Raw genomic sequence first — 20,620 nt, 5'->3', positions numbered from 1 at the left:
CCGCGGCGCTGCAGGCGTCCGGCGAGGACGCGGCGGACCCGAGCGCACCCGACCCGAGCGCACCCGAGCTGGGCGCACCCGAGCCGGGCACAGGCGAGGCAGCTGACGACGAGCCGCAGACGGCACTGGCCGCCGCCGTCACGGCGACCGGCAACTGGTTCCGTCGTGCTGGACGCGCGACCTCGACCACTGTGTCGTCCGCGTACGCTTCGATCACCCGACCCGCACCCGAGGACGACGAGATGACCACCACGAAGCCTGCCCCGGCTGCGGTCCCGGGCGCGCACGACGTCCCGATCGCCGGGTGGCCCGGCGCGGCCGAGGCGCCGCGCCCGGCGCCCGGGGCTCCTCGCCCCACCGGTCCTCGCCGGGTGCGTCTGGCGATCTCGCGGGTCGACCCGTGGTCGGTGATGAAGCTGTCGTTCCTGCTGTCCTTCGCGCTCGGGATCATCGGCGTCGTCGCGGCGTCGGTCGTCTGGTTCACGCTCGACGGGCTGCACGTGTTCGCCAAGCTCAACGACCTGATGACCACCGTCGCGGGCGCGGACAGCGCGCTGCAGGTGATGAGCTACCTGAGCTTCGGCAAGATCGCGGCGGGCGCGATGCTCGTCGGCGTGGTGGACGTGTTCCTGCTCACCGCGCTCTGCACGATCGGCGCGTTCCTGTACAACATCGTCGCCGCCCTGGTGGGGGGCCTGCACGTCACGATGACGGACGACTGACCCCGTCGGACGCCGCGTTTGGGCGAGTGGTTGCCGCTGGGGTAGTCTCGTCCGGCGCCATGCGGTGCACGGGCCTATAGCTCAGACGGTTAGAGCGCTTCCCTGATAAGGAAGAGGTCACAGGTTCAAGTCCTGTTAGGCCCACTGGTCGAGGTTCGGAGGACCCCATGAAGAAGTTCCTCGTGCTGTCCGTGCTGGCAGGCGTCGCCTATCTCGCCTACCAGCGCTACGTGCAGGACCGTGACGAGCGCGACCTGTGGGCCGAGGTCACCGACCCGCTCGACTGACCCTCGCCCGACCACCGGGTGGCCCCGGCCACCTGTCGGGGCCATGGCGCAATTGGTAGCGCACCTGCTTTGCAAGCAGGGGGTTAGGGGTTCGAGTCCCCTTGGCTCCACCACACGCCGGACCCGGCCGCGTGCGGCGGCCCGCTGGTGCTGCCAGCATCCCGGCATGAGCTCCCTGCGCCAGCACGTGCTGCCCGCCCATCAGGTCCGCGACGCCGACGACCTCGTCGACCGGCTGGACCTGCTCGCCGGGGACCGCACGTCCAAGGTCTCGGCCTTCTGGACGATGCTCACGCTGGCCGCCGTGATCGCCGTGGCGGGCGTCCTCGCCGACTCCACCGCCACCGTGATCGGCGCCATGATCATCGCGCCGCTGTCGGTGCCCATCATGGGCGTGGCCATCGGCGTCGTGCGCGGGCAGGGCGGTCTGGTCGGGCGGTCGCTCGCCATGGTCGCGGGCGGGACCGTGCTGGTCGTCCTCGTGGGCTACCTCGCGTCGCTGCTGCTGCCGAGCACGACGTCGCTGCTCACCAACACCCAGGTGCTCGGCCGCACCTCACCGGGGCTGCTCGACATGGTCGCCGCCCTGGCGACTGGGCTCGCGGGCGCCGTCGGGCTCGCGCGCAAGGACGTGTCGGACGTGCTCCCCGGGGTCGCCATCGCGATCTCGCTCGTGCCGCCGCTCGGGGTGGTCGGGGTGTGCCTGGGCCAGGGGCTCTACGCCCTCGCGCTGGGCGCGTTCGTGCTGTTCGCGTCCAATGTCGTGGCACTCGTCCTGGCCGGGACACTTGTCTTCACCGCCTGCGGCTACGGGGCGTTCACCGCTGTCGGGTTCCGGCGCCGCCGGGCCTACGTCGCGATCGCCGCGGGTGCCCTGCTCGTCGTGGTCCCGCTCGCCGCGAACACGGCCGGCACGTGGCTGGTCGCCGTCTGGACGCACCGGGTGCAGGACGCGGCGACGGCCTGGGTCGAGCAGGTGCCCGGTGGACGGGTGGTCGACGTCGCCGTGCAGTCCACCACCGCGGTGGTCCAGGTCGAGGCGCCGGGTCCGCTGCCGGACACGGCGCAGCTCGTCGCTTCCCTCGCCGGCCAGATCCCCGACGGGGTCGAGGTGGTCGTCGACGGCGGGGTCGGCCAGCGGGTCTCGGCCGGCGTCGTCGGCGGGTAGCGCCGGGCGGTCAGCTCGGCCGGACGATAGGGAACAAGATCGTGTCCCGGATGCCCAGCCCGGTGAGGTTCATGACGAGGCGGTCCACGCCCAGGCCCATCCCGCCCGTGGGCGGCATGCCGTACTCCATGGCGCGCAGGAAGTCCTCGTCCACCTCCATCGCCTCGGTGTCACCGGCGGCGGCCGCAAGAGACTGCTCCACCAGCCGTGCCCGCTGGTCGACGGGGTCGATGAGCTCGGAGTAGGCAGTGCCCTGCTCCGACGCCCACATCACCAGGTCCCACTTCTCGACGAGGCGCGGGTCGTCGCGGTGCGCCCGGGTGAGCGGTGAGGTGTCGCGCGGGAAGTCGGTGTAGAACACCGGCAGCGTCGTCCGCGACTCGCACAGCTCGCCGTAGACCTCTTCGAGCACCGCACCCCAGCTCGACGCCGGGTCGAGCTCCAGGCCCAGCCGGGCGGCGTGGGCCAGGAGCACGTGCGAGGGGGTGTCGGGGGTGACCTCCTCACCGAGCGCGTTCGAGACGGCGGTGCAGATCGGCACGGCCGGCCAGGTGCCCGACAGGTCGACCTCCTCGATGCGTCCGTCGGGCTGCTGGCGCCGTGCGACCGGTGCCCCGAACACCGCGACCGCCGCCTCCTGGATGAGCTCCTGGGTGAGCACCCGCATCGTCGTGTAGTCGCCGTAGGTGCCGTACACCTCGAGGGACGTGAACTCCGGGTTGTGCGAGGAGTCGGCGCCCTCGTTGCGGAACTGCCGGCCCAGCTCGAACACCTGCTCCATCCCCCCGACCACGAGCCGCTTGAGGTGCAGCTCGGTGGCGATGCGCAGCGACAGGTCCAGGTCGTAGGCGTTGATGTGGGTGCGGAACGGGCGCGCGTTGGCCCCGCCGTGCACGAGCTGCAGGATCGGGGTCTCCACCTCGACGAACCCCCGGGCCTGCAACGACTCCCGGATCGAGCGGACCACCGTCGACCGCACGTAGGCCACCTCACGGGCCCGCGGGCGCACGATGAGGTCGACGTAGCGCATCCGCACCCGGGCCTCGGGGTCGACCAGCCCGTGCCGCTTGTCCGGCAGCGGGCGCAGCGACTTGCTGGTGAGCGCGAACGAGTGGGCGTCGACGGTGAGCTCCCCGCTGCGGGTGCGCACCACGGGGCCGGTCACCCCGACGTGGTCGCCCAGGTCGAGGGCGCGGAACAGCCGGTGCTGATCGGCGCCCAGCCGGTCCCGCGAGGCCATCACCTGCAGGTCCCCGGACCCGTCCCGCAGCCACAGGAAGCACAGGCCGCCGTGGTCGCGCTTGCGCATCACCCGTCCGGTGACGGACACCGGGTCGGTGCCGAGCGCGTCCACCCCGGCCGCGTCGGTGCGGACCTGGGCCACCGTGGCGGACCGCGGGTACCCCACGGGGTAGGCCTCGACACCGGCCGCCGTGAGCGCGTCGAGCTTGGCGCGCCGCACCCGCTCCTGGTCGGGCAGGGCGCGGGCGGCGATGATCTGCTCGACCGCGTCCGGCTCGGCCGGGATGAGCGCGAGGACGGCGTCGGCGTAGTCCTGCGCGGCCTGGGTGAGGGCGGCCGGGTCGGCGCTGCGGGGCCGGGTGAGCAACGTGCGGATCGACGGGCGGGTGAGGAAGCCCTCCGCGCTGCCCGCCGCGAGTCCCACCCGCGGCAGGTCAGAGGTGTACTCGAAGCAGATGTACCGCGGCTGCCACGTCGGCTGGTACTTGGCGTTGGAGCGGTACAACGACTCGAGCTGCCACGTGCGGCTGGCCAGCAGCAGCGCGCCACGGGCGAGCCGCGCGAGCGGTCCGGCGCCCAGCTCCTCACCACGGGTGAAGGCCTCGCGGAACATGGCGAAGTTGAGCGAGAGCCGGCGGGCCTGCAGCCGCGGGGCCTGCTCGGCGATCGTGGTGACCAGCAGCTCGACGATGCCGTTGTCGGCGGTCGGGTCCCGGCGCATGAGGTCCAGCGACAGGCCGCCGCGACCCCAGGGCACGAGGGACAGGAAGCCACGCAGCGTGCCCTCGGCGTCGAACGCCTCGACCAGCACGCACTCACCGTCGAGCGGGTCGCCCAGGCGGCCGAGCGCCATCGAGAAGCCACGCTCGTCCCCGCCGTCCCCACGCCAGCGCGCCGCCGAGGCCGCCAGCCGGTCGAAGTCGGCCGGCTCGAGCTGGGCGTGCGTGCGCACCTGGGCGACGTAGCCCCGTCGGCGCAGCCGCTGCACCGCCTGACGCACCGGTTTGAGCGCCGGGTCGACGAGCTGGAAGTCGGTGAGGCCCAGGATCGCCTCGTCGCCGATCTGGTAGGCCGTGAGGCCGGCGTCGCCGTAGGCCCGGGCCCCGGCGGCACCGGCCGCCATCACCGCGAGCGACCAGCCGTGCGCCCGGGCGTCGGCCCGCCAGGCGTCGATCGCCGCGGGCCAGTGCAGCGGGTCGCCCACCGGGTTGCCGCTGGCCAGGCTCACCGCACCGACCACCCGGTAGGAGACCCCGGCGTGCGCCGTCGACGCGTCGCCCGTGTCCCACACGACGGCCTTGTCCCGACGGGTCGCGAAGTAGCCGAGCGAGTCCTCGTCACCGAACTGCCGGGCCAGCGTGCGCACCCGTGCCTCGTCGGCCGCGCTGAGCCGCCGGGCCGACCGCGGCGCCCGCAGCCAGACCACCGCCGAGCCCAGCACGACGAGCGCCCCCATGAGACCGATGACCAGCCGCACCCACCAGTGCGCGTGCCGGGTCGCGTCCGACCCGAAGAAGCCCAGGTCACCGGCGAGCACATCGCTCATCGCCTCCCAGGCGGCCGACACGTCGGTGATCGCCCCGGAGGCGATGAGCAGCTTGGCCCCCAACGCCGTGACCGCGAGGGCCCCGGCCACGAACAGCAGCAGCGCCCGCAGGCCCGAGGCCCGCGGCGACCTCGCCGGGAACTGCCGACCGGCGTGGAAGGCCAGGACGAGGAAGACCACAGTCCCCACCAGGCCGATCACGTTGAGCACCACCCGTTCGCCGAGCAGCACGTCCCGGACCCGTCCCAGCGCGGGGAGCAGCACGAGCAGGAGCAGGAACGCCCGCCACGCGGACCGCATCCGTCGTCGCAGGCCCACGGCGAGCACGACGAGGAGCGCGGCGTAGGTGAGGTTCGGCAGCACCGGCAGCAGCAGGATCGAGACGACGTCGTCCGGCCTGGCGAAGTAGTGACGCAGGCCCGGCACCGCCGAGGCGACGACGACGAGGGTCGCCAGCGCCAGGCAGGTCGACGACAGCCAGTCGGGCCAGCGGTCGTCCTGGCTGCCGGGGCGCGGGTCGCGCGCCGGTCGCGTCACCGCGCCATGGGCGTCGCGCGACGGATCGGCGCTGATCGTGTCGACATCGGTCACGACGGCTCCCTTCGGCGGACGCACCGGTGCGCCTGAACCTCGATTGTGGTGCGAAGCACCCGGCCGTGCCGGTCGGCGCCTCGGTCAGGCGCGGGTGACATCCCGGCCGTCGTTCTTCGCGCGGTACAGGGCCCGGTCGACGGCGGTGAGCAGGTCGTCAGCCGTCATGCCCGGACGGCACTGGGCGACGCCGGCGCTCACCGTGACTGTCACGGGCGCCCCGTGGGTGGCGAACTGCAGCTCGGAGCAGCGCCGGCGGACCAGGTCGCCGATCGCCCGCGCCCCGCTCACATCGGTGTCCGGCAGGAGCAGGAGGAACTCGTCGCCGCCGGTGCGCACCAGGTCCCCCCCGGGGGGCAGCGCCGCGGTGGCCTCCTCGGCCACCGCGATGACGACGCGGTCACCCATCGCGTGACCGTACTGGTCGTTCACCGCCTTGAACCGGTCGATGTCGAGCATGAGGACGCTCGCGTCCTGGTGCTGCGCGGAGCGTGCGACGAGCGCGGGGATCCGCTGGTCGAGGAACCGGCGGTTGCGGCACCCGGTCATCGGGTCGCGGGTCGCCTGGTCGGCGAGGTGGGCACGCAGCCGGGTGAGCTCGGTGACGTCGGCGGCCGCGATCACGAGGGCGGGCAGCGTGCCGTCGCCCCCCACGTCCTCCACGGTGAGCTCGAGCACGCGACCCTGCCGGGTGGTCGCGCGGAGCGTCTGCCCGACACCGGGCAGCGCCGCCAGCGCGGGCTCGACGACCTGCTCCCAGCGACGACCGACGAGGTCCTCCTCGCGGCGGTGCGGACCGTCGGCGATCATGGCCCGGGCCGCCGCGTTGGTCTCGAGCACCACGAGGTCGGGGGTGAGGACGACGACCCCGTTCTGCACCTCGCGCATCACCCGGACCGCCGTGATCGGCAGGTGGGCCAGGCCGGGGAGCCTGCGCTGCATCCAGGTCCAGCCGAGCATCGCGAGCGCGAGCAGCAGCGGGGGCACCACCGACCACCGCCCCGAGACCGGGTCGGCGACGAAGAACGCCCAGGTGACACCGGCCGGCGCGATCATCACCATGAGCAGCACCATCGCTGCGCGCTGCCCCGGGACGGTCGCGACCGTGGCGCCCACCCCCAGCGCGCAGATGATGCCGACGAACACCCCGGCGATGAGGGTGAACGCCCAGAAGGTCGGTCCCCACTGCAGCACCGTGCTGCCGTCCACCTGCTCGATGCGCACGACGACGAGCGACCGGGTCGACGGCGTCGCCAGCAGCCCGACCATCGCCATCACCGGGACGCAGGAGATGAGCAGCAGCTGGTGGGTCACCAGGTGGCCCCGGTAGCTGATGATGAGCGCCGCCCAGGTCCCGGACAGCACCACCATCCACGACCCGATCATCTCCAGTGCCGCGAGCACGAGCACCCCGGCGGTGCCCAGCACACCCAGGTGCACCCCGGTGGCTGCCAGGGTCCACGTGGCCACGCCAACGAGTGCGAGGGCGAGGGGTCCGCGCAGCACGCCGCGCGGGTGCCGGATGATCTCGCCGAGCCGTTCCAGCGCGATGCACGAGGCCGCCACGGCGACGACGTCGAGAACCGTCACGGTCATCATGCGGGGGTCACCGAGTCGGGCGCACCGGTCAGCTGCACCTGGTCGCGGCCCGAGGTCTTGGCCACGTAGAGCGCCTCGTCGGCGGCGTTGACCAGGTCCTCCGCCAGCATCCCCGGTGTCATCTGCGCGATCCCGATGCTCAGGGTCACGGCGGGTCGCCCCGCGTCGTCCCCGTCGCCGCCGAGGAGGTCCACCGCCGCGGCGGCCGCCCGCCAGGCCTCGGCACGCTCCCGCGCGTGGTCACGGCAGGTGCCCGGCATGATGACCATGAACTCGTCGCCGCCGGCGCGGACCACGACGTCGTCGCGCCGCTTGTCGTCGCGCAGCACACCGGCCACCGCGATGAGCGCACGGTCGCCGACCAGGTGCCCGGCCCCGTCGTTGAGCTGCTTGAGGTTGTCCAGGTCGACCATCGCCAGGCAGAACGGTGTGTGCGTGCGTGCCGCGTCGGCCATCGCCGAGCTCAGCCGGCTGCTGAGGTGCCGCCGGTTGCGCAGGCCGGTGAGGGGATCTCGGCTGGCCTGCTCGTGCAGCTCGGCGCGCAGCCGCTCCAGCTCGGTGATGTCGCGTGCCGTCACGATCCGGGCGACGGGGTAGCCGAGCTCGCGCACGGTGGTGACGCGCACCCGCACGACGCGCCCGTCGACGAGGGTCACGGTGCGCTCACCGTCCTGGGCGATCCCCACGCGCAGCTCCTGGTCGAGCAGGGCTCGTCGTTGCAGCCCCGGGCGGTCGCCCGGGCCGAAGAGCAGCAGGGAGCGTGCCCGGTCGTTCGCGTCGGCGACCGAGCCGTCCGGGCCCAGCACGACGACGGCGTCGCTGATGCGGTCGAGCACCTGGGAGGTGGAGACCTGCAGGCCGCGGGCGTTGGAGCCGTTCCGGCCGGAGCGCCAGCCGGCGAGCATGCCGAGGGCGATCGCCATCGGTGCCAGCGGCAGCAGGGGACGCCACGGCTCGACGACCACGAGGCCGAACCAGAGGGTGCAGCCGACCACCACGCGGACGCCGTCGACGACGACGTCCACCCGCAGCGGTCCGACGGCCTGCACGGCCTGCGAGACCTCGACCACGGCGACGACCAGGAGGATGAGGCACATCCAGACCACGAGCAGCCAGAGCAGCGGGCCCGGGACGAACAGCCAGCCGCTGGTCGGGGAGGGCTCCAGCTTCTCGAGCACGAGCGGAGAGGCCGACAGGGCGAGCACCGTGACCGGGATGCTCAGGCCGATCGCCACCCAGGACGGCCGCATCAGCCCACCGAGCCCGACGCGCACGAGGACCTGCCAGACGACGCCCACGACGAGCACGGTGCTGCCGGGGATCATGAGGTAGGCGGCGGTCGCTCGGCCGGTGACCAGGGCGATCGGTGCGGCGATCACGCAGATCGCCAGGCCGAGCCACATGACGGCGCGCGGCAGCGACAGCGGGAGGCTCCGACGTCGCACCCCCCGCACGACCTCGACCACCGCCGCAGCGGCTGTCAGCGTTCCCGCCGTGGCGAGAGCTCCTCCGAGCCCCGTCATGGCTCACTCCTCGATCGATCTCACCCTGTAGATCGGCGAGGAGGTCCCAGGACTGAGCAGCCGACCGACGATCTGGTCGGTCGGTCGGTCGCGAGCGGTGCGGGCCGTCAGGCCTGCAGGCGGGCCGATCCGCGGCCGAGGATGTCCGCGAGGACCTCGGGGGTGTAGACGTCGAGCGGCTCCCGGGTGACCGGACCGCCCTCGAGGGTCGCCCAGTGCCAGGTCGGCCGGGGCGCGGCGACCGACGGGTCGTCCCCCAGGTGCAGGTCGAGCAGCACCGCGTAGGCGTAGCCGAACCGCTTCTGGATCGCCTGGGCGTGCCCGAAGTCGCCTGCCGCGGTGCCACGCGTCGCATGGTCGGCGGACAGCTCGAGCAGCAGCAGGTTCTCCTCGGGGCCGAGGCGGCCGCGGCGGTGCACGATGAGGTCGGGGATGCGCCGACCGGCGGTCTCGTCGTTGAACTGCACGACCTCTTCGAGGGCCATGCCCGAGCGGTCGTACTCGCAGTCGATGTTCCAGGTGCGCTCGACGAGCGGGCGCAGGTTCCAGCCGAGATGGAACGAGATCGTCCGCTCCGACGGGCTGGACGTGCCGCTCGTCGGGCTGAAGAGCGACCACTCGTTGACCAACGTGTTGGTCAGGGCGATGCGAACACGCGTCTGCAGATCGACCAGGAGCATGGCCGGAACCGTACCCTTCGACCCGGTCCGACGCGCGGGCCTTCCGACTGCCGGTCGTCCCGGGTCGCTGCCCGCCGGGTCCCGAGCACCCCCGGACGGGCCCCTGCGGTCAGTCCGGTCCGTGCGGCAGGCCCAGGAAGGTGCGCAGCGCCTCGATCCCGGCCATCTCGACGGGTGGGCGCAGCGCCGGCGGCCGGTCCAGCCAGTCGGCCCGGTCGAGGCGGTACCGCAGCACCCGGGCCGGCCGTCCTTCCCGGGCGACCAGCTCGTGCCCGTCGGGCCGGTAGCCGAGGGCGCGGGTCACGGCGTTCGAGGCGGGGTTGTCGTCGAACGCGCTCGTGGTGGCGGACTGCGCGCCGAGGCCGTCGAACAGCAGGTGCAGCACGAGCAGCCGCATGGCCCGTCCGATCCCCTGCCCCTGGTGGGCCCGGCCGAGCCACGACCCCGTCTCGGCCTGGCGGGCCACGGTGAAGTCCCGGGCGACGGCGCCCTGCATCCCCACGGGGGTGCCCGCGTGCAGCACAGCGAGCTCGAGCCGCCAGTGCTCGGGGCTCATCGCGGCCCGGTTTCCCCACTGGAAGGTGAGCACCGACCGGGCCACCTGCTGCGGGCTGCCCCGGGTCCAGGAGACCGGGAACGGCATCGTGTCCTCGTCGTGCACACCGTCCGCGGCGAGGGCGGCGACCTGCAGGAGCAGCCGGTCGTCGGCGTAGACGAGCTCGGTGTCCCCGCTGCTCACACGCACACCGAGGGGCGGCCAGAGGGTCATGTCGTCCACCCGGTCACTGTGCCACGGGCTCCGGACCACCGGTCGGGATAAGTCGTGGCGGACGTGTGGGTCGGCTCACCTAGGGTGCTGGCTGTGAACCCCGTGATCGAGGCCCGTGCGCTCACCAAGACCTACGGGGAGCTGGTGGCCGTCGGCGGCATCGACCTGCAGGTGGCGCCGGGGGAGTCGTTCGGGCTGCTCGGGCCCAACGGCGCCGGCAAGTCGACGACCATGCGGATGATCGGCGCGGTGTCCCAGCGCACCTCGGGCACGCTGTCGGTGCTGGGCCTGGACCCGGACACGCACGGCCCGGAGATCCGGTCCCGGCTGGGTGTGGTGCCGCAGGAGGACAACCTCGACACCGAGCTCACCGTGCGCGACAACCTCATCGTCTACGGCCGGTACTTCGGCATCCCGCGCGCGGCGTGCGCCCGCCGGGCCGACGAGCTGCTGGACTTCGCCGAGCTGGCCGACAAGGCGAAGGTGAAGGTCGACGCGCTGTCCGGCGGGATGAAGCGCCGGCTCACCATCGCCCGTGCGCTCATCAACGAACCGGCCGTCCTCATGCTCGACGAGCCGACGACCGGCCTCGACCCTCAGGCCCGGCACGTGCTGTGGGACCGGCTGTTCCGGCTCAAGGAGCGCGGAACGACCCTCGTCGTCACGACGCACTACATGGACGAGGCCGAGCAGCTGTGCGACCGGCTCGTCGTCGTCGACCACGGCCGGATCATGGCCGAGGGCAGCCCGGCCGAGCTGATCCGCACCTACTCCACGCGCGAGGTGCTCGAGCTGCGGTTCGGGTCGAGCCGCAACGCCCAGGCCGCGGTGGACCTGGCCGACCTCGCCGAGCGCATCGAGGTGCTCCCCGACCGTGTCCTGCTCTACGCCGAGGACGGTGAGGCGGTGCTCGCCCAGGTCCGTTCGCGCGGGCTCGACCCGACGACCAGCCTGGTGCGGCGCTCCTCCCTGGAGGACGTCTTCCTGCGGCTCACCGGGCGGAGCCTCATCGAATGAGCACCGAGCAGGCACCTGCGACGACCGGCGAGGGTTCCGTCCGGGACGAGGCGCTGGCCGCAGCCGTGCGACCGCGTCGGTTCGGCGCGTGGTACGTGGCCGAGCACCGGCTGCGGTCCATGCGCGCCTACGGGGGCACCATCGTCATCGGCGGGATCGGGCAGCCGCTGCTCTACCTGCTCGGCATCGGGCTCGGCCTGGCCGCGTTCCTCGACCAGCCGGTCGCCTCGGGTGCGCACGGTCCGGTGAGCTACCTGTGGTTCGTCGCGCCCGCGCTCATGGCCAGCGCCGCCATCGGCGTCGCGCTCGACGAGTTCACCTACGCGGTGCTCGAGGGGTTCAAGTGGCGCCGGCTGTTCTGGGCGATGAACGCCTCCCCGGTGAGCCCGGACCAGATCGCGACCGGGCTCGTCATCGCCGTCGTCGGCCGGATGGGGTTCGTCGTGGTGGCCTACGGCGTGCTCGTCGTGCTGTTCGGCGCCACCGGGTCGGTGCTCGGTGCGCTGCTCACCCCGGTCGTCGCGGTGCTCGGCGGGCTGGCCTTCGGGCTGCCGCTGCTCGCCTACTCGGCGTCGATCAAGGAGGAGACCGGGCAGTTCGCCGTCGTGCAGCGCTTCATCTTCACGCCGCTGTTCCTGTTCTCCGGCACCTTCTACCCGCTGGCGACGCTGCCGATCTGGTTGCAGCCGATCGGCTGGGTGTCCCCGGTGTGGCATGCGGCCGAGGTCGGGCGGGCGCTGTCCTACGGGTCCCCGCCGGGGGCGTGGCCGATGTGGGCCCACCTGCTCGTGCTCGTCGCGATGGCCGCCGGCGGCTGGGTCGTGGGCCGCCGCGTGTTCGTCAGGAGGCTGCGATGACCGCCCCCGTGCAGGGCGAGGCGCCGAGGCACGACGACGCGCTGCCGGTGCGTCGTCGTCGGGTCCCGCGCGGCGTCGGTGCGCTGTACGCCGGGAACGCCCGCGCGGTGCTCGGCCGGGCGCTGCTGGCCACCCGCAGCTCCACCTGGATGGTCGTGCTGTCCGGGTTCTTCGAGCCGGTGTTCTACCTGCTCGCGATGGGCTACGGCCTGGGCACCTACATCGGCGACGTCGAGGTGGCGCCGGGCCGCACGGTGGCCTACGCCGCCTACATCGCCCCGGCGCTGCTCGCGGTCTCGGCGATGAACGGCGCGGTGTACGACTCCACCTGGAACGTCTTCTTCAAGATGCACTTCGGCAAGCTGTACCAGGCGATGCTCGCCACCTCGATCGGCCCGCTCGACGTGGCCCTCGGCGAGATCGGCTACGCGCTGCTGCGCGGGGCGGTCTACGGGGTGGGCTTCCTCACCGTGATGCAGGTGATGGGCCTGAACCTGTCCTGGACGGCGCTGCTCGCGCTGCCCGCCCTGGTGCTCGTGGCGTTCGCGTTCGCCAGCGTCGGGATGGCGATCACCAGCTTCATGTCCACCTTCCAGCAGATGGACTGGATCAACCTGGTGATGCTGCCGATGTTCCTGTTCTCGGCCACGTTCTACCCGCTGTCGGTGTACCCGCCGCTGCTCCAGCACGTCATCACCGCGCTGCCGCTGTGGCACGCGGTCGAGCTGGTCCGCGGGCTCACCACCGGGATACCGGGGTCGTCGCCGTGGGGTCACGTCGCCTACTTCGCCGTGATGATCGCGCTCGGCATCACCTTCACCACCCGGCGGCTGCGCGCGCTCTTCCTGCGCTGACGCCCGCCGTCGGACGCACGACGGGGGCCGGACCGCGGCTGCGGTTCCGGCCCCCGTCGCAGGGTCGCGCTGCGGCTCAGGCGGGCGAGTCCTGCGATCCGTCCGCGGCGTCCTTGGCCGGTGCGTCGTCCTTGCCCTCGTCAGCCTTGCCCTCGTCGGTCGAGGAGGCCGCCGCGGACTTCGCCCGGCGCGTCACCTTCTTGGCCGACTCGGTCGCGGCCGCCGTGGCCTCGGTGAGCTTGTCCTCGATCTCCTCGCGCGCCTCGGCGAGCTTCTCGGTCGCCTTGCGGGTCGCCTCGCGGCTCTTGGCGACGGCCGTCCCGGCGACCTCGCCCACCGCATCCGCCGCCTCGCCGACGGCCTCGCCCAGACCCGAGTGCGTCGTGGTGCCGCCGAGGGTGTCGGTCGGCTCCCACGGCTCGGCCCACGGGTCCACGTTCGAGCGCGAGCGCACCCAGGCGGCGCCGGCCGCCGCAGCGCCCGCGATCACCGCGACCGTGAGGAAGATGGTGCGGCCCTTGTGCGACTTGCCGGTCGACGCGGCGTCGGCGGCGGTCTCCGCCACGGCCGTCGCCTTCTGCGCGGCGGCATCGGCCACCTCGGTCGTCGCAGCCGCGGCACGTTCGGCCGCCGCGTTCACCGCAGCCACCAGCTTGGGCAGCAGCTCGTCGACGATCTTGTCGTGCGCACCGTCGACCGCGGGCACCGCCTTCTCGGCGGCCTTCTCCACCTGCGGTGCGGCGGCCTTGACGCCCTCGGTGTACAGGTGCTCCAGGCGCGGGGTGAGCCACTCGATGAACGCCTCGACCCGTGGCGCCGTCCACTCCTTGGCGACCGCGGCGGCCTCCCCCGCCTTGGTCGCCGCCACCTTGGCCCCCTCGGAGGCGTGCGCCGCCGCCACCCCGGCCGAGGCCTTCGCCTCGGAGGCCAGGGCGGCCAGCTCGGCCGCACGCTCCTTGAGCTGCTCGGTGTCGACGTCGAGCTTCTTGCCGAACGAGCCGTGTCCCATGCTGCACCCCGTCGCGTCGTCAGGTCTGTGACCTCCCACTCTGCCACCACGGACGGTGCGGTGCAGAGCCGCGGCTCGGCCCTGGGCGAACGTGCGGCCAGCACCCGGGGAGCGCGGGGACGTCATGTCAGACTTGTCACCATGCTCGCAACCCTGCACACGACCGCCGGTGACATCCGGATCACCCTGTTCGAGAACCACGCCCCCAAGACCGTGCAGAACTTCGTCGGTCTGGCCACGGGCACCCAGGAGTGGAAGGACCCGCGGACCGGCGCCGCCCGCACCGATCCGCTGTACACCGACGTGATCTTCCACCGGGTCATCGACGGCTTCATGATCCAGGGCGGCGACCCGCTCGGCACCGGCACCGGCGGCCCGGGCTACCAGTTCGACGACGAGATCCACCCCGAGCTCACGTTCGGCAAGCCGTACCTGCTGGCGATGGCCAACGCGGGCAAGCAGCGTGACCGCATCTCGGGCGCCCTGCGCGGCACCAACGGCTCGCAGTTCTTCATCTCGGTCGCGGCCACGCCGTGGCTCAACGGCAAGCACACGATCTTCGGCGAGGTCGCCGACGACGAGAGCCGTGCCGTGGTCGACGCCATCGCGACCGCGCCCACCCGCCCCGGCGACCGTCCGACCACGGACATCGTGCTGACCTCGGTCACCATCGAGGACTGACCATCCACAGCCCCGAGGCCGTCCCGCCGGCGCCGGTCTGCCCTCGCCACCCCGGCACGGTGGCGTACGTGCGCTGCCAGCGCTGCGGGCGGCCCACCTGCCCGCAGTGCCAGCGACCGGCGCCGGTCGGCGTCCAGTGCGTCGACTGCGTGGCCGCCGCGTCGCGGACGACGGCGCCGCGCGCGGCCTTCGGCGACGGACGGGTCGACGAGCGACCGCTGGCGACGATCACCATCATCGCCGCGTGCGTCGTGGTCTACCTGCTGCAGCGCCTGGTGCCGGGCTTCACGACCGCCTGGGTCTTCACCCCCGTCGTCGGGTCGATCGAGCCGTGGCGGTTCGTCACCACGGCCTTCCTGCACTCCCCCGCCAGCCTGTTGCACATCGTGTTCAACATGGTGGCGCTGTGGATGGTCGGGCCGTTCCTCGAGGTGAGCCTCGGGCGTCTGCGGTACGTGACGCTCTACCTGGTGAGCGCGCTGGCCGGGTCGGTCGGCGTGCTCGTGGCGGCCGACCTCGCCGGGACGGCGCAGGCGTGGAACACCCAGGTGCTCGGCGCCTCCGGCGCGGTGTTCGGCCTGTTCGGCGCCGTGCTCGTCGTGCTGCGTCGCACGGGCCGCTCGGCCGGCGGGATCGTCGGCGTCATCGTGCTCAACGTCGTCATCGGGTTCGTCGTCCCGGGGATCGCCTGGCAGGCGCACCTGGGCGGGCTGGCCGCCGGTGCGCTGCTCGGCGCGGCGTACGCCTATGCCCCGCGGGACCGGCGTCGACTCGTCGGGGTCGGCGCGAGCGTCGCGGTGCTCGTCGGTCTGGTGGCGCTGACCGTCTCGATCTACCGGTCGGTCGGGCTGGCGTAGCCGTCGTCGTCCCCAGCGGTGGGCAAAGGTGTGGATAACTACACCGTTGTCATTCGCCCTTCGGGGCGGCCGACGAGCCCTGCTGGACCGGGGGTCAACGCCAGCGCGTCGTCATCCCGAAGCCGACGAGGAGCAGCGCGAAACCGATCGCCAGGTTGTACTGACCGATCCCGGGGATCGGGTACCGGGCCTGGAACAGGTACGTGAGGACGATCCAGATCAGCCCGGCGAGCATGAGGCCCACCATCACGGGCACGAACCACGGCGGGTTCGGGACCTTGGCCTTCGAGCGAGGCGGGGGGGTGTACGCCGCGCGCTCGCGGGGCGGCTTCGACTTGGGCACGTCGCCAGCTCCTGTCAGGTGGTCCGCCGCCGGTGCTCGACGACGCGGTTCGCCCGGACCCGATGACCGGTCCATGCGGCTGGTGACCTAGCGTAGTGCCGACCGCACGGGACCCAGCCGGGGGTGAGCACCCTGAACGACCACGCCCGCCCTGGACGCCGGCTGCGCCGGGGCTCGGTCGCGGTCGGCGCCGTGCTCGCCGCCGCAGGCCTGCTGTTCGTCGCCAACGCCTCGAACGCCACCGGTGCCCGGCGCAGCCCGCAGGACCTCGCCGAGCTCGCCGAGGCGCAGTCCAACCGGGTCGCCCTGCAGGCCACCCAGGTCGACGAGCTGCGCGCCCAGGTCGACGAGCTCACCGCCAAGGAGGCGGACGTCCCGCAGGTCGGTGACGGCTCCGCGGCCGACGAGGTCGCCGCCGGGTCGACCCCCGTCGTCGGACCCGGTCTGGAGGTGACGCTCGACGACGCCCCGGCGGACGCCCCGCACCGCGACGGGGTGAGCGCCGATGTGCTCGTCGTGCACCAGCAGGACATCCAGGCCGTGGTCAACGCCCTGTGGGCCGGCGGCGCGGAGGCCGTCGCCATCCAGGACCAGCGGCTCATCACCACCTCGGCGATCCGGTGCGTCGGTAACGTGCTGCGGCTGCACGGCCGGCTCTACTCGCCGCCCTACAAGGTGAGCGCCATCGGCGACGAGAACGGGATGCGTGCGGCGCTCGCGGCGTCCCCCGCCATCCAGGCCTACCGGCGCGACGCGGCCCAGGTCGGGCTCGGCTGGCGGGTGGACGGCCGGAGCTCGCTCACGCTCGCCGCCTACTCCGGGGCCACCGACCTCACCTTCGCGACGCTGCCGGCCGGGATCGACCCGATCACTGGCGCGTCCGCCGCCCCGAGCGCCACCCCCACCCCTGCGGCCACGCCGTGACGGCCACCCACGGCAGGCGGCGCCGGTCCGGGCGCGCGGGCGACACCGTCTTCGCGGCGATCGGCGTCCTCGGGGAGCTGCTCATCACCCTCGGGCTGCTGCTGCTCGGCTTCCTCGTGTGGCAGCTGTGGTGGACGGACGTCGTCGGCAACCGCGAGCAGGCGCAGGTGGTCGCCGGTCTCGGCTTCACCCCGGCGCCGACCCCGTCCGGCGCGGCGACCCCGCAGGTCGCCACCCCGCGGCACGACGACCCGCCGGTGCTCGCCGAGCCGGCGCACGGCACCACCTTCGCGACGCTGCAGGTGCCGCGCTGGACCGGGGAGCCCGCCCGGCCCATCAGCGAGGGCACCGACAAGGCGACCGTGCTCGACGTGCTCGGCATCGGGCACTACGAGGGCACCGCGATGCCCGGCGGCGTCGGCAACTTCGCCGTGGCCGCGCACCGCACCACCTACGCCAAACCCTTCAACCGGATCGCCGAGCTCCAGGTCGGTGACGCGCTCGTGGTGCGCACCGCCGACACCTGGTACGTCTACACGGTGACGTCGACCCAGATCGTGGCACCGACCGACGTCTCCGTGATCGCACCCGTCCCCGGGCAGCCCGGTGTGACGCCGACCGAGCGCAGCATCACGCTCACCACGTGCCACCCCATGTTCTCCGCGCGGGAGCGGTACGTCGTGCACGGGACGCTCTCGTCCTGGGCGCCTGTCTCGTCCGGCACGCCGGCCGAGCTGCTGGCTGCGGCAGGATAGGGCTCGTGTACGGCTGGATCTGGCGGCACCTGCCCGGCCCCACCCCCGTCCGGGTGGTGATCGCGGCTGTCCTCGTGGCCGCGGTGCTCGCTGCCTGCTTCACCTGGGTGTACCCGGCCCTGGCCCCCCTCATGCCCTTCAACAACACCACGGTGGGTGAGTGATGACGCGGATCCTGGTCGTGGACAACTACGACTCGTTCGTCTACACGATCGTCGGCTACCTGCGTCAGCTCGGCGCCCAGGTCGACGTCGTGCGCAACGACGCGGTGCCCCCGCTGGCCGACCGCACCGGGTACGACGGGGTGCTCATCTCCCCCGGGCCCGGCACACCGTCGCAGGCCGGGGCCAGCCTGCAGGTGATCCGCGACTGCGCGGCCGCCGGCACGCCGATGCTCGGGGTGTGCCTCGGGCACCAGGCGCTCGGCGAGGTGTTCGGCGGCACGGTGACGCACGCCCCCGAGCTCATGCACGGCAAGACCAGCCTCATCGAGCACGACGGCACCGGGGTTCTCGAGGGTCTGCCGGTGCCGTTCACGGCGACCCGCTACCACTCGCTGGCCGTGGTCGACGGCACGTTCTCCGACGAGCTGCAGGTCACCTCACGTGCCCACGGCATCATCATGGGCCTGGCGCACCGCACGCTCCCGCTGCACGGGGTGCAGTTCCACCCCGAGTCGGTGCTCACCGAGGGTGGCCACCGGATCCTGGCGAACTGGCTCGCGATCTGCGGCGACACGCAGGCACTCACGCGTGCCGAGGGTCTGCGCCCGCTCGTGCGTGCCTGAGCCGACCGCTCCCCGAACGAGACCGCCCCCGCCCGCCGGACGTGCCGGCGTACGGGGGCGGGTCACTCGTGTCGCGACGCTCAGGGGCCGTTGCCGCCTGAGCCGTTCCCGGTCGAGGTCGGGCTCGAGGTCGGCGCCGGCCCGCTCGAGACCGTGATGGTGATCTGCTGCGTGAGCGGGACGGTGGCGCCGCCGGCCGGGTTGGTCGAGACGACGTTGCCCTTGCTCTGCACATCGGACGGGGCGTCCACCCGGGTCACGTTGGTCAGCCCGGCCTGGCTGAGCAGCTTGACCGCGTCGTTGTAGCTGAGCCCAGCCAGGCCCTGCGGGACGACCGCGGTCGAGGGCGCCGAGGCGACCGTCACCGTGACGCTCTGGCCCTGGCGCATGATCGTGCCGGCGGTCGGGTTGGTCGAGATCACGGTGCCCACGGCGACCGTGCTGCTCTCCTTCTGCTCGACGACCGGAGCCAGCTTGAGCGCCTGCAGCGCGGCCACCGCATCCTTCTGGGGCTTGCCCGTCACATCGGTGAGCACCACGTTGCCGGTCGAGACGTAGAGCGTCACCGGCTGCCCCTCGGCGGCCGGGGCGTTGGCGGCCGGGTCGGTCTTGGTGACCTGACCGGCGAGGAAGTTGGGGTTGTCGTCGTTGACCCGGTTGTCGGCCACCGTGAGGCCGGCGGCCTTGAGCAGCGCGATCGCCTGGTCGGGGGTCTTGCCCGAGACGTCGGGGACCTTGGTGGTCGCCGGGCCGGTCGACACGAAGTAGGTGACCTTCGTGCCCCTCTCCTGCTGGGTGCCCTCGGCGGGGTTGGTCCGGGTGACCTGGCCCGCGGGGTACGTCGGGGAGGCCTCCTCCTGGCGCTCGACCAGGAACCCGTCGTTCTTCAACGCGGACTCGGCCGCGGACGCCGTCATCCCGGCGACGGCCGGGACCTTGACCGCCGTGCTCTTGGTGCTGTTGAACAGCAGCAGCCACACGATCGCGACCGCGGCGAGCACACCCACCACGATGAGGGAGATGAGCAGCGCCTTGTTCCGCTTGGGCTCCTCCCCCTCGGTCGCCACGGCGGTCGGTGCCGCGGCGCCGGTGGTGCCCCACGGCAGCTGCGACGGCGGCAGCACCTGGGTGGCCGGCGACGCGGGTGCCATCACCTGGGTGGCGGCACCGGCGTCCGGCACGACGGCACCGACCGCGGGGGCCAGCACCGTGCCGCCGCGCTGCACGGCCTCGACGTCGGCCCGGAACTCGGCGGCCGTCTGGTAGCGGGACTCGCGGTCCTTGGCCAACGACTTGGCGATCACCCGGTCGAGGGCCTCGGGCACGTCGTCGGACAGGCTGCTGGGCAGCGGTGCCTGCTCGCGCACGTGCTGGTAGGCGATGGCGACAGGGGAGTCCGCGACGAACGGCGGCCGGCCGGTGACCAGCTCGAAGAGCAGGCAGCCGGTCGAGTACAGGTCGCTGCGGGCGTCCACCTGCTCACCGCGGGCCTGCTCGGGCGACAGGTACTGGGCGGTCCCGACGACGGCCTGGGTCTGGGTCATGGTGGCGGCCGAGTCGGCCAGCGCCCGGGCGATGCCGAAGTCCATCACCTTGATCGCACCCGTCGGGGTGATCATGACGTTCGCGGGCTTGATGTCCCGGTGCACGATCCCCGCGTGGTGGGAGTACTCGAGCGCCGAGAGCACACCGGAGGTGATGTCGAGCGCCTCGTCGATGGGCAGGGCCGACCCGTCCCGCAGGATGTCGCGGACGGTGTGGCCCTCGACGTACTCCATGACGATGAACGGCACGTGCGAGACGGCCCCGCTCGGCTCGGTGACCGACTCCTCGCCGGTGTCGTAGACGGCGACGATGGCCGGGTGGTTGAGCGCCGCGGCGGCCTGGGCCTCCCGCCTGAACCGGTTCTGGAACGAGGGGTCACGGGCGAGGTCGGAACGGAGCACCTTGATGGCGACCGTGCGGCCCAGGCGACGGTCGTAGCCGATGTGAACCTCGGCCATCCCGCCGCGCCCGATGATCTCGCCGACCTCGTAACGTCCGGCGAGGATCCGGTTCGGCTCGTCCACTACAGCAGTCCTCCACGGTCGTCGCTCGCGCCGACGGCGCGCACGGGGCTTGCGGATGAGGGTATCGGTGCATCTTCCGCGAGGACATGTGACGTCACAGGGGAACCGGGTGAGAGATCGGCCCGGGCGGAGTGCGCGGCGAGTGCGCCGAGCAGGGCGATGACGAGCAGGCCGATGCCGACCAGTGCGATGCGGGTCCACCGGAGCCGCAGCGGAGGCAGGTCACGGCGGGCCTGTGCCGGGCCCGGTGCGGGGTGGCGCACGGGTGCCGGGGTGGCGGTCTGTGCTGGTGCGCCCGGGGCGTGCCCGGCCTGGCCCGGCCCACCGACGGTCCGGCGGG

General features: G+C 72.9%; 20 protein-coding genes and 2 tRNA genes. 14 read left to right on the top strand and 8 right to left on the bottom strand.

The genetic code is table 11. The features are described 5' to 3' along the window. The 5 genes from F2B26_RS07080 to F2B26_RS07065 all read left to right on the top strand — a co-directional run. Positions 1–722, top strand: a 722-nt coding sequence (locus F2B26_RS07080; RefSeq protein ID WP_159807820.1) for a DUF3566 domain-containing protein, incomplete at its 5' end; no start/stop codon positions are given. 70 nt (positions 723–792) lie between these two features. Continuing rightward, positions 793–866: transfer RNA gene (locus F2B26_RS07075), tRNA-Ile, on the top strand. 23 nt (positions 867–889) lie between these two features. Further along, positions 890–1,009, top strand: a complete 120-nt coding sequence (locus F2B26_RS17300; RefSeq protein WP_210766846.1) for a DLW-39 family protein — start codon at positions 890–892, stop codon at positions 1,007–1,009. A gap of 37 nt (positions 1,010–1,046) precedes the next feature. Then, positions 1,047–1,122 (top strand) — tRNA-Ala (locus tag F2B26_RS07070). Positions 1,123–1,175: 53 nt separating this feature from the next. Beyond that, entirely contained in the window at positions 1,176–2,177 is a 1,002-nt protein-coding gene (locus tag F2B26_RS07065) for a TIGR00341 family protein (RefSeq protein WP_159807818.1), read from the top strand. Positions 2,178–2,187: 10 nt separating this feature from the next. On the opposite strand, the gene lysX is transcribed toward F2B26_RS07065, so the two are convergent. From lysX to F2B26_RS07040, 5 genes are all read right to left on the bottom strand, one after another. After that, the gene (gene lysX, locus F2B26_RS07060; RefSeq protein WP_159807816.1) at positions 2,188–5,556 is read right to left on the bottom strand and encodes a bifunctional lysylphosphatidylglycerol synthetase/lysine--tRNA ligase LysX; all 3,369 of its coding nucleotides are present in this window, start codon (positions 5,554–5,556) and stop codon (positions 2,188–2,190) included. An 84-nt stretch (positions 5,557–5,640) separates the two neighbouring features. Then, positions 5,641–7,146, bottom strand: coding sequence for a histidine kinase N-terminal 7TM domain-containing diguanylate cyclase (locus F2B26_RS07055; protein ID WP_159807814.1), 1,506 nt, complete (start codon positions 7,144–7,146; stop codon positions 5,641–5,643). Positions 7,147–7,151: 5 nt separating this feature from the next. After that, positions 7,152–8,600 carry a GGDEF domain-containing protein gene (locus tag F2B26_RS07050; protein ID WP_159807812.1) on the bottom strand — a complete coding sequence of 483 codons (1,449 nt, stop codon included), beginning with the start codon at positions 8,598–8,600 and terminating at the stop codon, positions 7,152–7,154. Between the two features lie 185 nt (positions 8,601–8,785). After that, positions 8,786–9,358: a hypothetical protein gene (locus F2B26_RS07045; RefSeq protein ID WP_159807810.1), complete on the bottom strand. Its 573-nt coding sequence runs from the start codon at positions 9,356–9,358 to the stop codon at positions 8,786–8,788. A 109-nt stretch (positions 9,359–9,467) separates the two neighbouring features. Then, on the bottom strand, positions 9,468–10,127 hold the full coding sequence (locus F2B26_RS07040) for a GNAT family N-acetyltransferase (protein WP_159807826.1): 660 nt from the start codon (positions 10,125–10,127) through the stop codon (positions 9,468–9,470). A 102-nt stretch (positions 10,128–10,229) separates the two neighbouring features. Here F2B26_RS07040 and F2B26_RS07035 point away from each other — a divergent pair, with 102 nt between their 5' ends. The 3 genes from F2B26_RS07035 to F2B26_RS07025 are packed head-to-tail and all read left to right on the top strand — an operon-like array spanning position 10,230 to position 12,855. Then, positions 10,230–11,144 carry an ABC transporter ATP-binding protein gene (locus F2B26_RS07035; RefSeq protein ID WP_438939170.1) on the top strand — a complete coding sequence of 305 codons (915 nt, stop codon included), beginning with the start codon at positions 10,230–10,232 and terminating at the stop codon, positions 11,142–11,144. Beyond that, entirely contained in the window at positions 11,141–12,001 is an 861-nt protein-coding gene (locus F2B26_RS07030; RefSeq protein ID WP_159807806.1) for an ABC transporter permease, read from the top strand. The genes F2B26_RS07035 and F2B26_RS07030 overlap by 4 nt, the downstream gene beginning before the upstream one ends. Then, positions 11,998–12,855 carry an ABC transporter permease gene (locus F2B26_RS07025; RefSeq protein WP_159807803.1) on the top strand — a complete coding sequence of 286 codons (858 nt, stop codon included), beginning with the start codon at positions 11,998–12,000 and terminating at the stop codon, positions 12,853–12,855. The genes F2B26_RS07030 and F2B26_RS07025 overlap by 4 nt, the downstream gene beginning before the upstream one ends. Before the next feature lie 76 nt (positions 12,856–12,931). On the opposite strand, the gene F2B26_RS07020 is transcribed toward F2B26_RS07025, so the two are convergent. Then, entirely contained in the window at positions 12,932–13,864 is a 933-nt protein-coding gene (locus F2B26_RS07020; protein ID WP_159807801.1) for a hypothetical protein, read from the bottom strand. Positions 13,865–14,005: 141 nt separating this feature from the next. Between F2B26_RS07020 and F2B26_RS07015 the strand changes: the two genes are divergently transcribed. Together F2B26_RS07015 and F2B26_RS07010 are read left to right on the top strand one after the other, a co-directional pair. Next, entirely contained in the window at positions 14,006–14,545 is a 540-nt protein-coding gene (locus F2B26_RS07015) for a peptidylprolyl isomerase (protein ID WP_159807799.1), read from the top strand. A gap of 149 nt (positions 14,546–14,694) precedes the next feature. After that, positions 14,695–15,402, top strand: a complete 708-nt coding sequence (locus tag F2B26_RS07010; RefSeq protein ID WP_235929544.1) for a rhomboid family intramembrane serine protease — start codon at positions 14,695–14,697, stop codon at positions 15,400–15,402. Positions 15,403–15,496: 94 nt separating this feature from the next. Here the strand turns inward: F2B26_RS07010 and F2B26_RS07005 are convergent, their stop codons facing one another. Further along, a complete protein-coding gene (locus F2B26_RS07005; protein ID WP_159807797.1) occupies positions 15,497–15,745 on the bottom strand; it encodes a cell division protein CrgA in 249 nt (82 codons plus the stop codon). A 123-nt stretch (positions 15,746–15,868) separates the two neighbouring features. On the opposite strand from F2B26_RS07005, the gene F2B26_RS07000 reads away from it, so the two are divergent. The 4 genes from F2B26_RS07000 to F2B26_RS06990 are packed head-to-tail and all read left to right on the top strand — an operon-like array spanning position 15,869 to position 18,211. Next, the gene (locus F2B26_RS07000; protein ID WP_235929543.1) at positions 15,869–16,669 is read left to right on the top strand and encodes a DUF881 domain-containing protein; all 801 of its coding nucleotides are present in this window, start codon (positions 15,869–15,871) and stop codon (positions 16,667–16,669) included. Next, complete coding sequence (locus tag F2B26_RS06995) at positions 16,666–17,424, top strand: class E sortase (RefSeq protein WP_159807795.1); 759 nt, start codon at positions 16,666–16,668, stop codon at positions 17,422–17,424. The genes F2B26_RS07000 and F2B26_RS06995 overlap by 4 nt, the downstream gene beginning before the upstream one ends. A gap of 5 nt (positions 17,425–17,429) precedes the next feature. Then, the gene (locus tag F2B26_RS17185; RefSeq protein WP_201292639.1) at positions 17,430–17,588 is read left to right on the top strand and encodes a hypothetical protein; all 159 of its coding nucleotides are present in this window, start codon (positions 17,430–17,432) and stop codon (positions 17,586–17,588) included. Then, entirely contained in the window at positions 17,588–18,211 is a 624-nt protein-coding gene (locus tag F2B26_RS06990) for an aminodeoxychorismate/anthranilate synthase component II (RefSeq protein WP_159807793.1), read from the top strand. The genes F2B26_RS17185 and F2B26_RS06990 overlap by 1 nt, the downstream gene beginning before the upstream one ends. Positions 18,212–18,291: 80 nt before the next feature. Here the strand turns inward: F2B26_RS06990 and pknB are convergent, their stop codons facing one another. After that, a complete protein-coding gene (pknB, locus tag F2B26_RS06985; protein ID WP_159807791.1) occupies positions 18,292–20,280 on the bottom strand; it encodes a Stk1 family PASTA domain-containing Ser/Thr kinase in 1,989 nt (662 codons plus the stop codon). Positions 20,281–20,620: the final 340 nt, after the last annotated feature.

This window comes from Cellulomonas citrea, from assembly GCF_009829685.1.
In the GTDB taxonomy this organism is placed as follows: domain Bacteria; phylum Actinomycetota; class Actinomycetes; order Actinomycetales; family Cellulomonadaceae; genus Cellulomonas; species Cellulomonas citrea.
The sequence above is the reverse complement of the archived record's forward strand: the minus strand, read 5'-3'. Positions and strand labels throughout refer to the sequence as shown.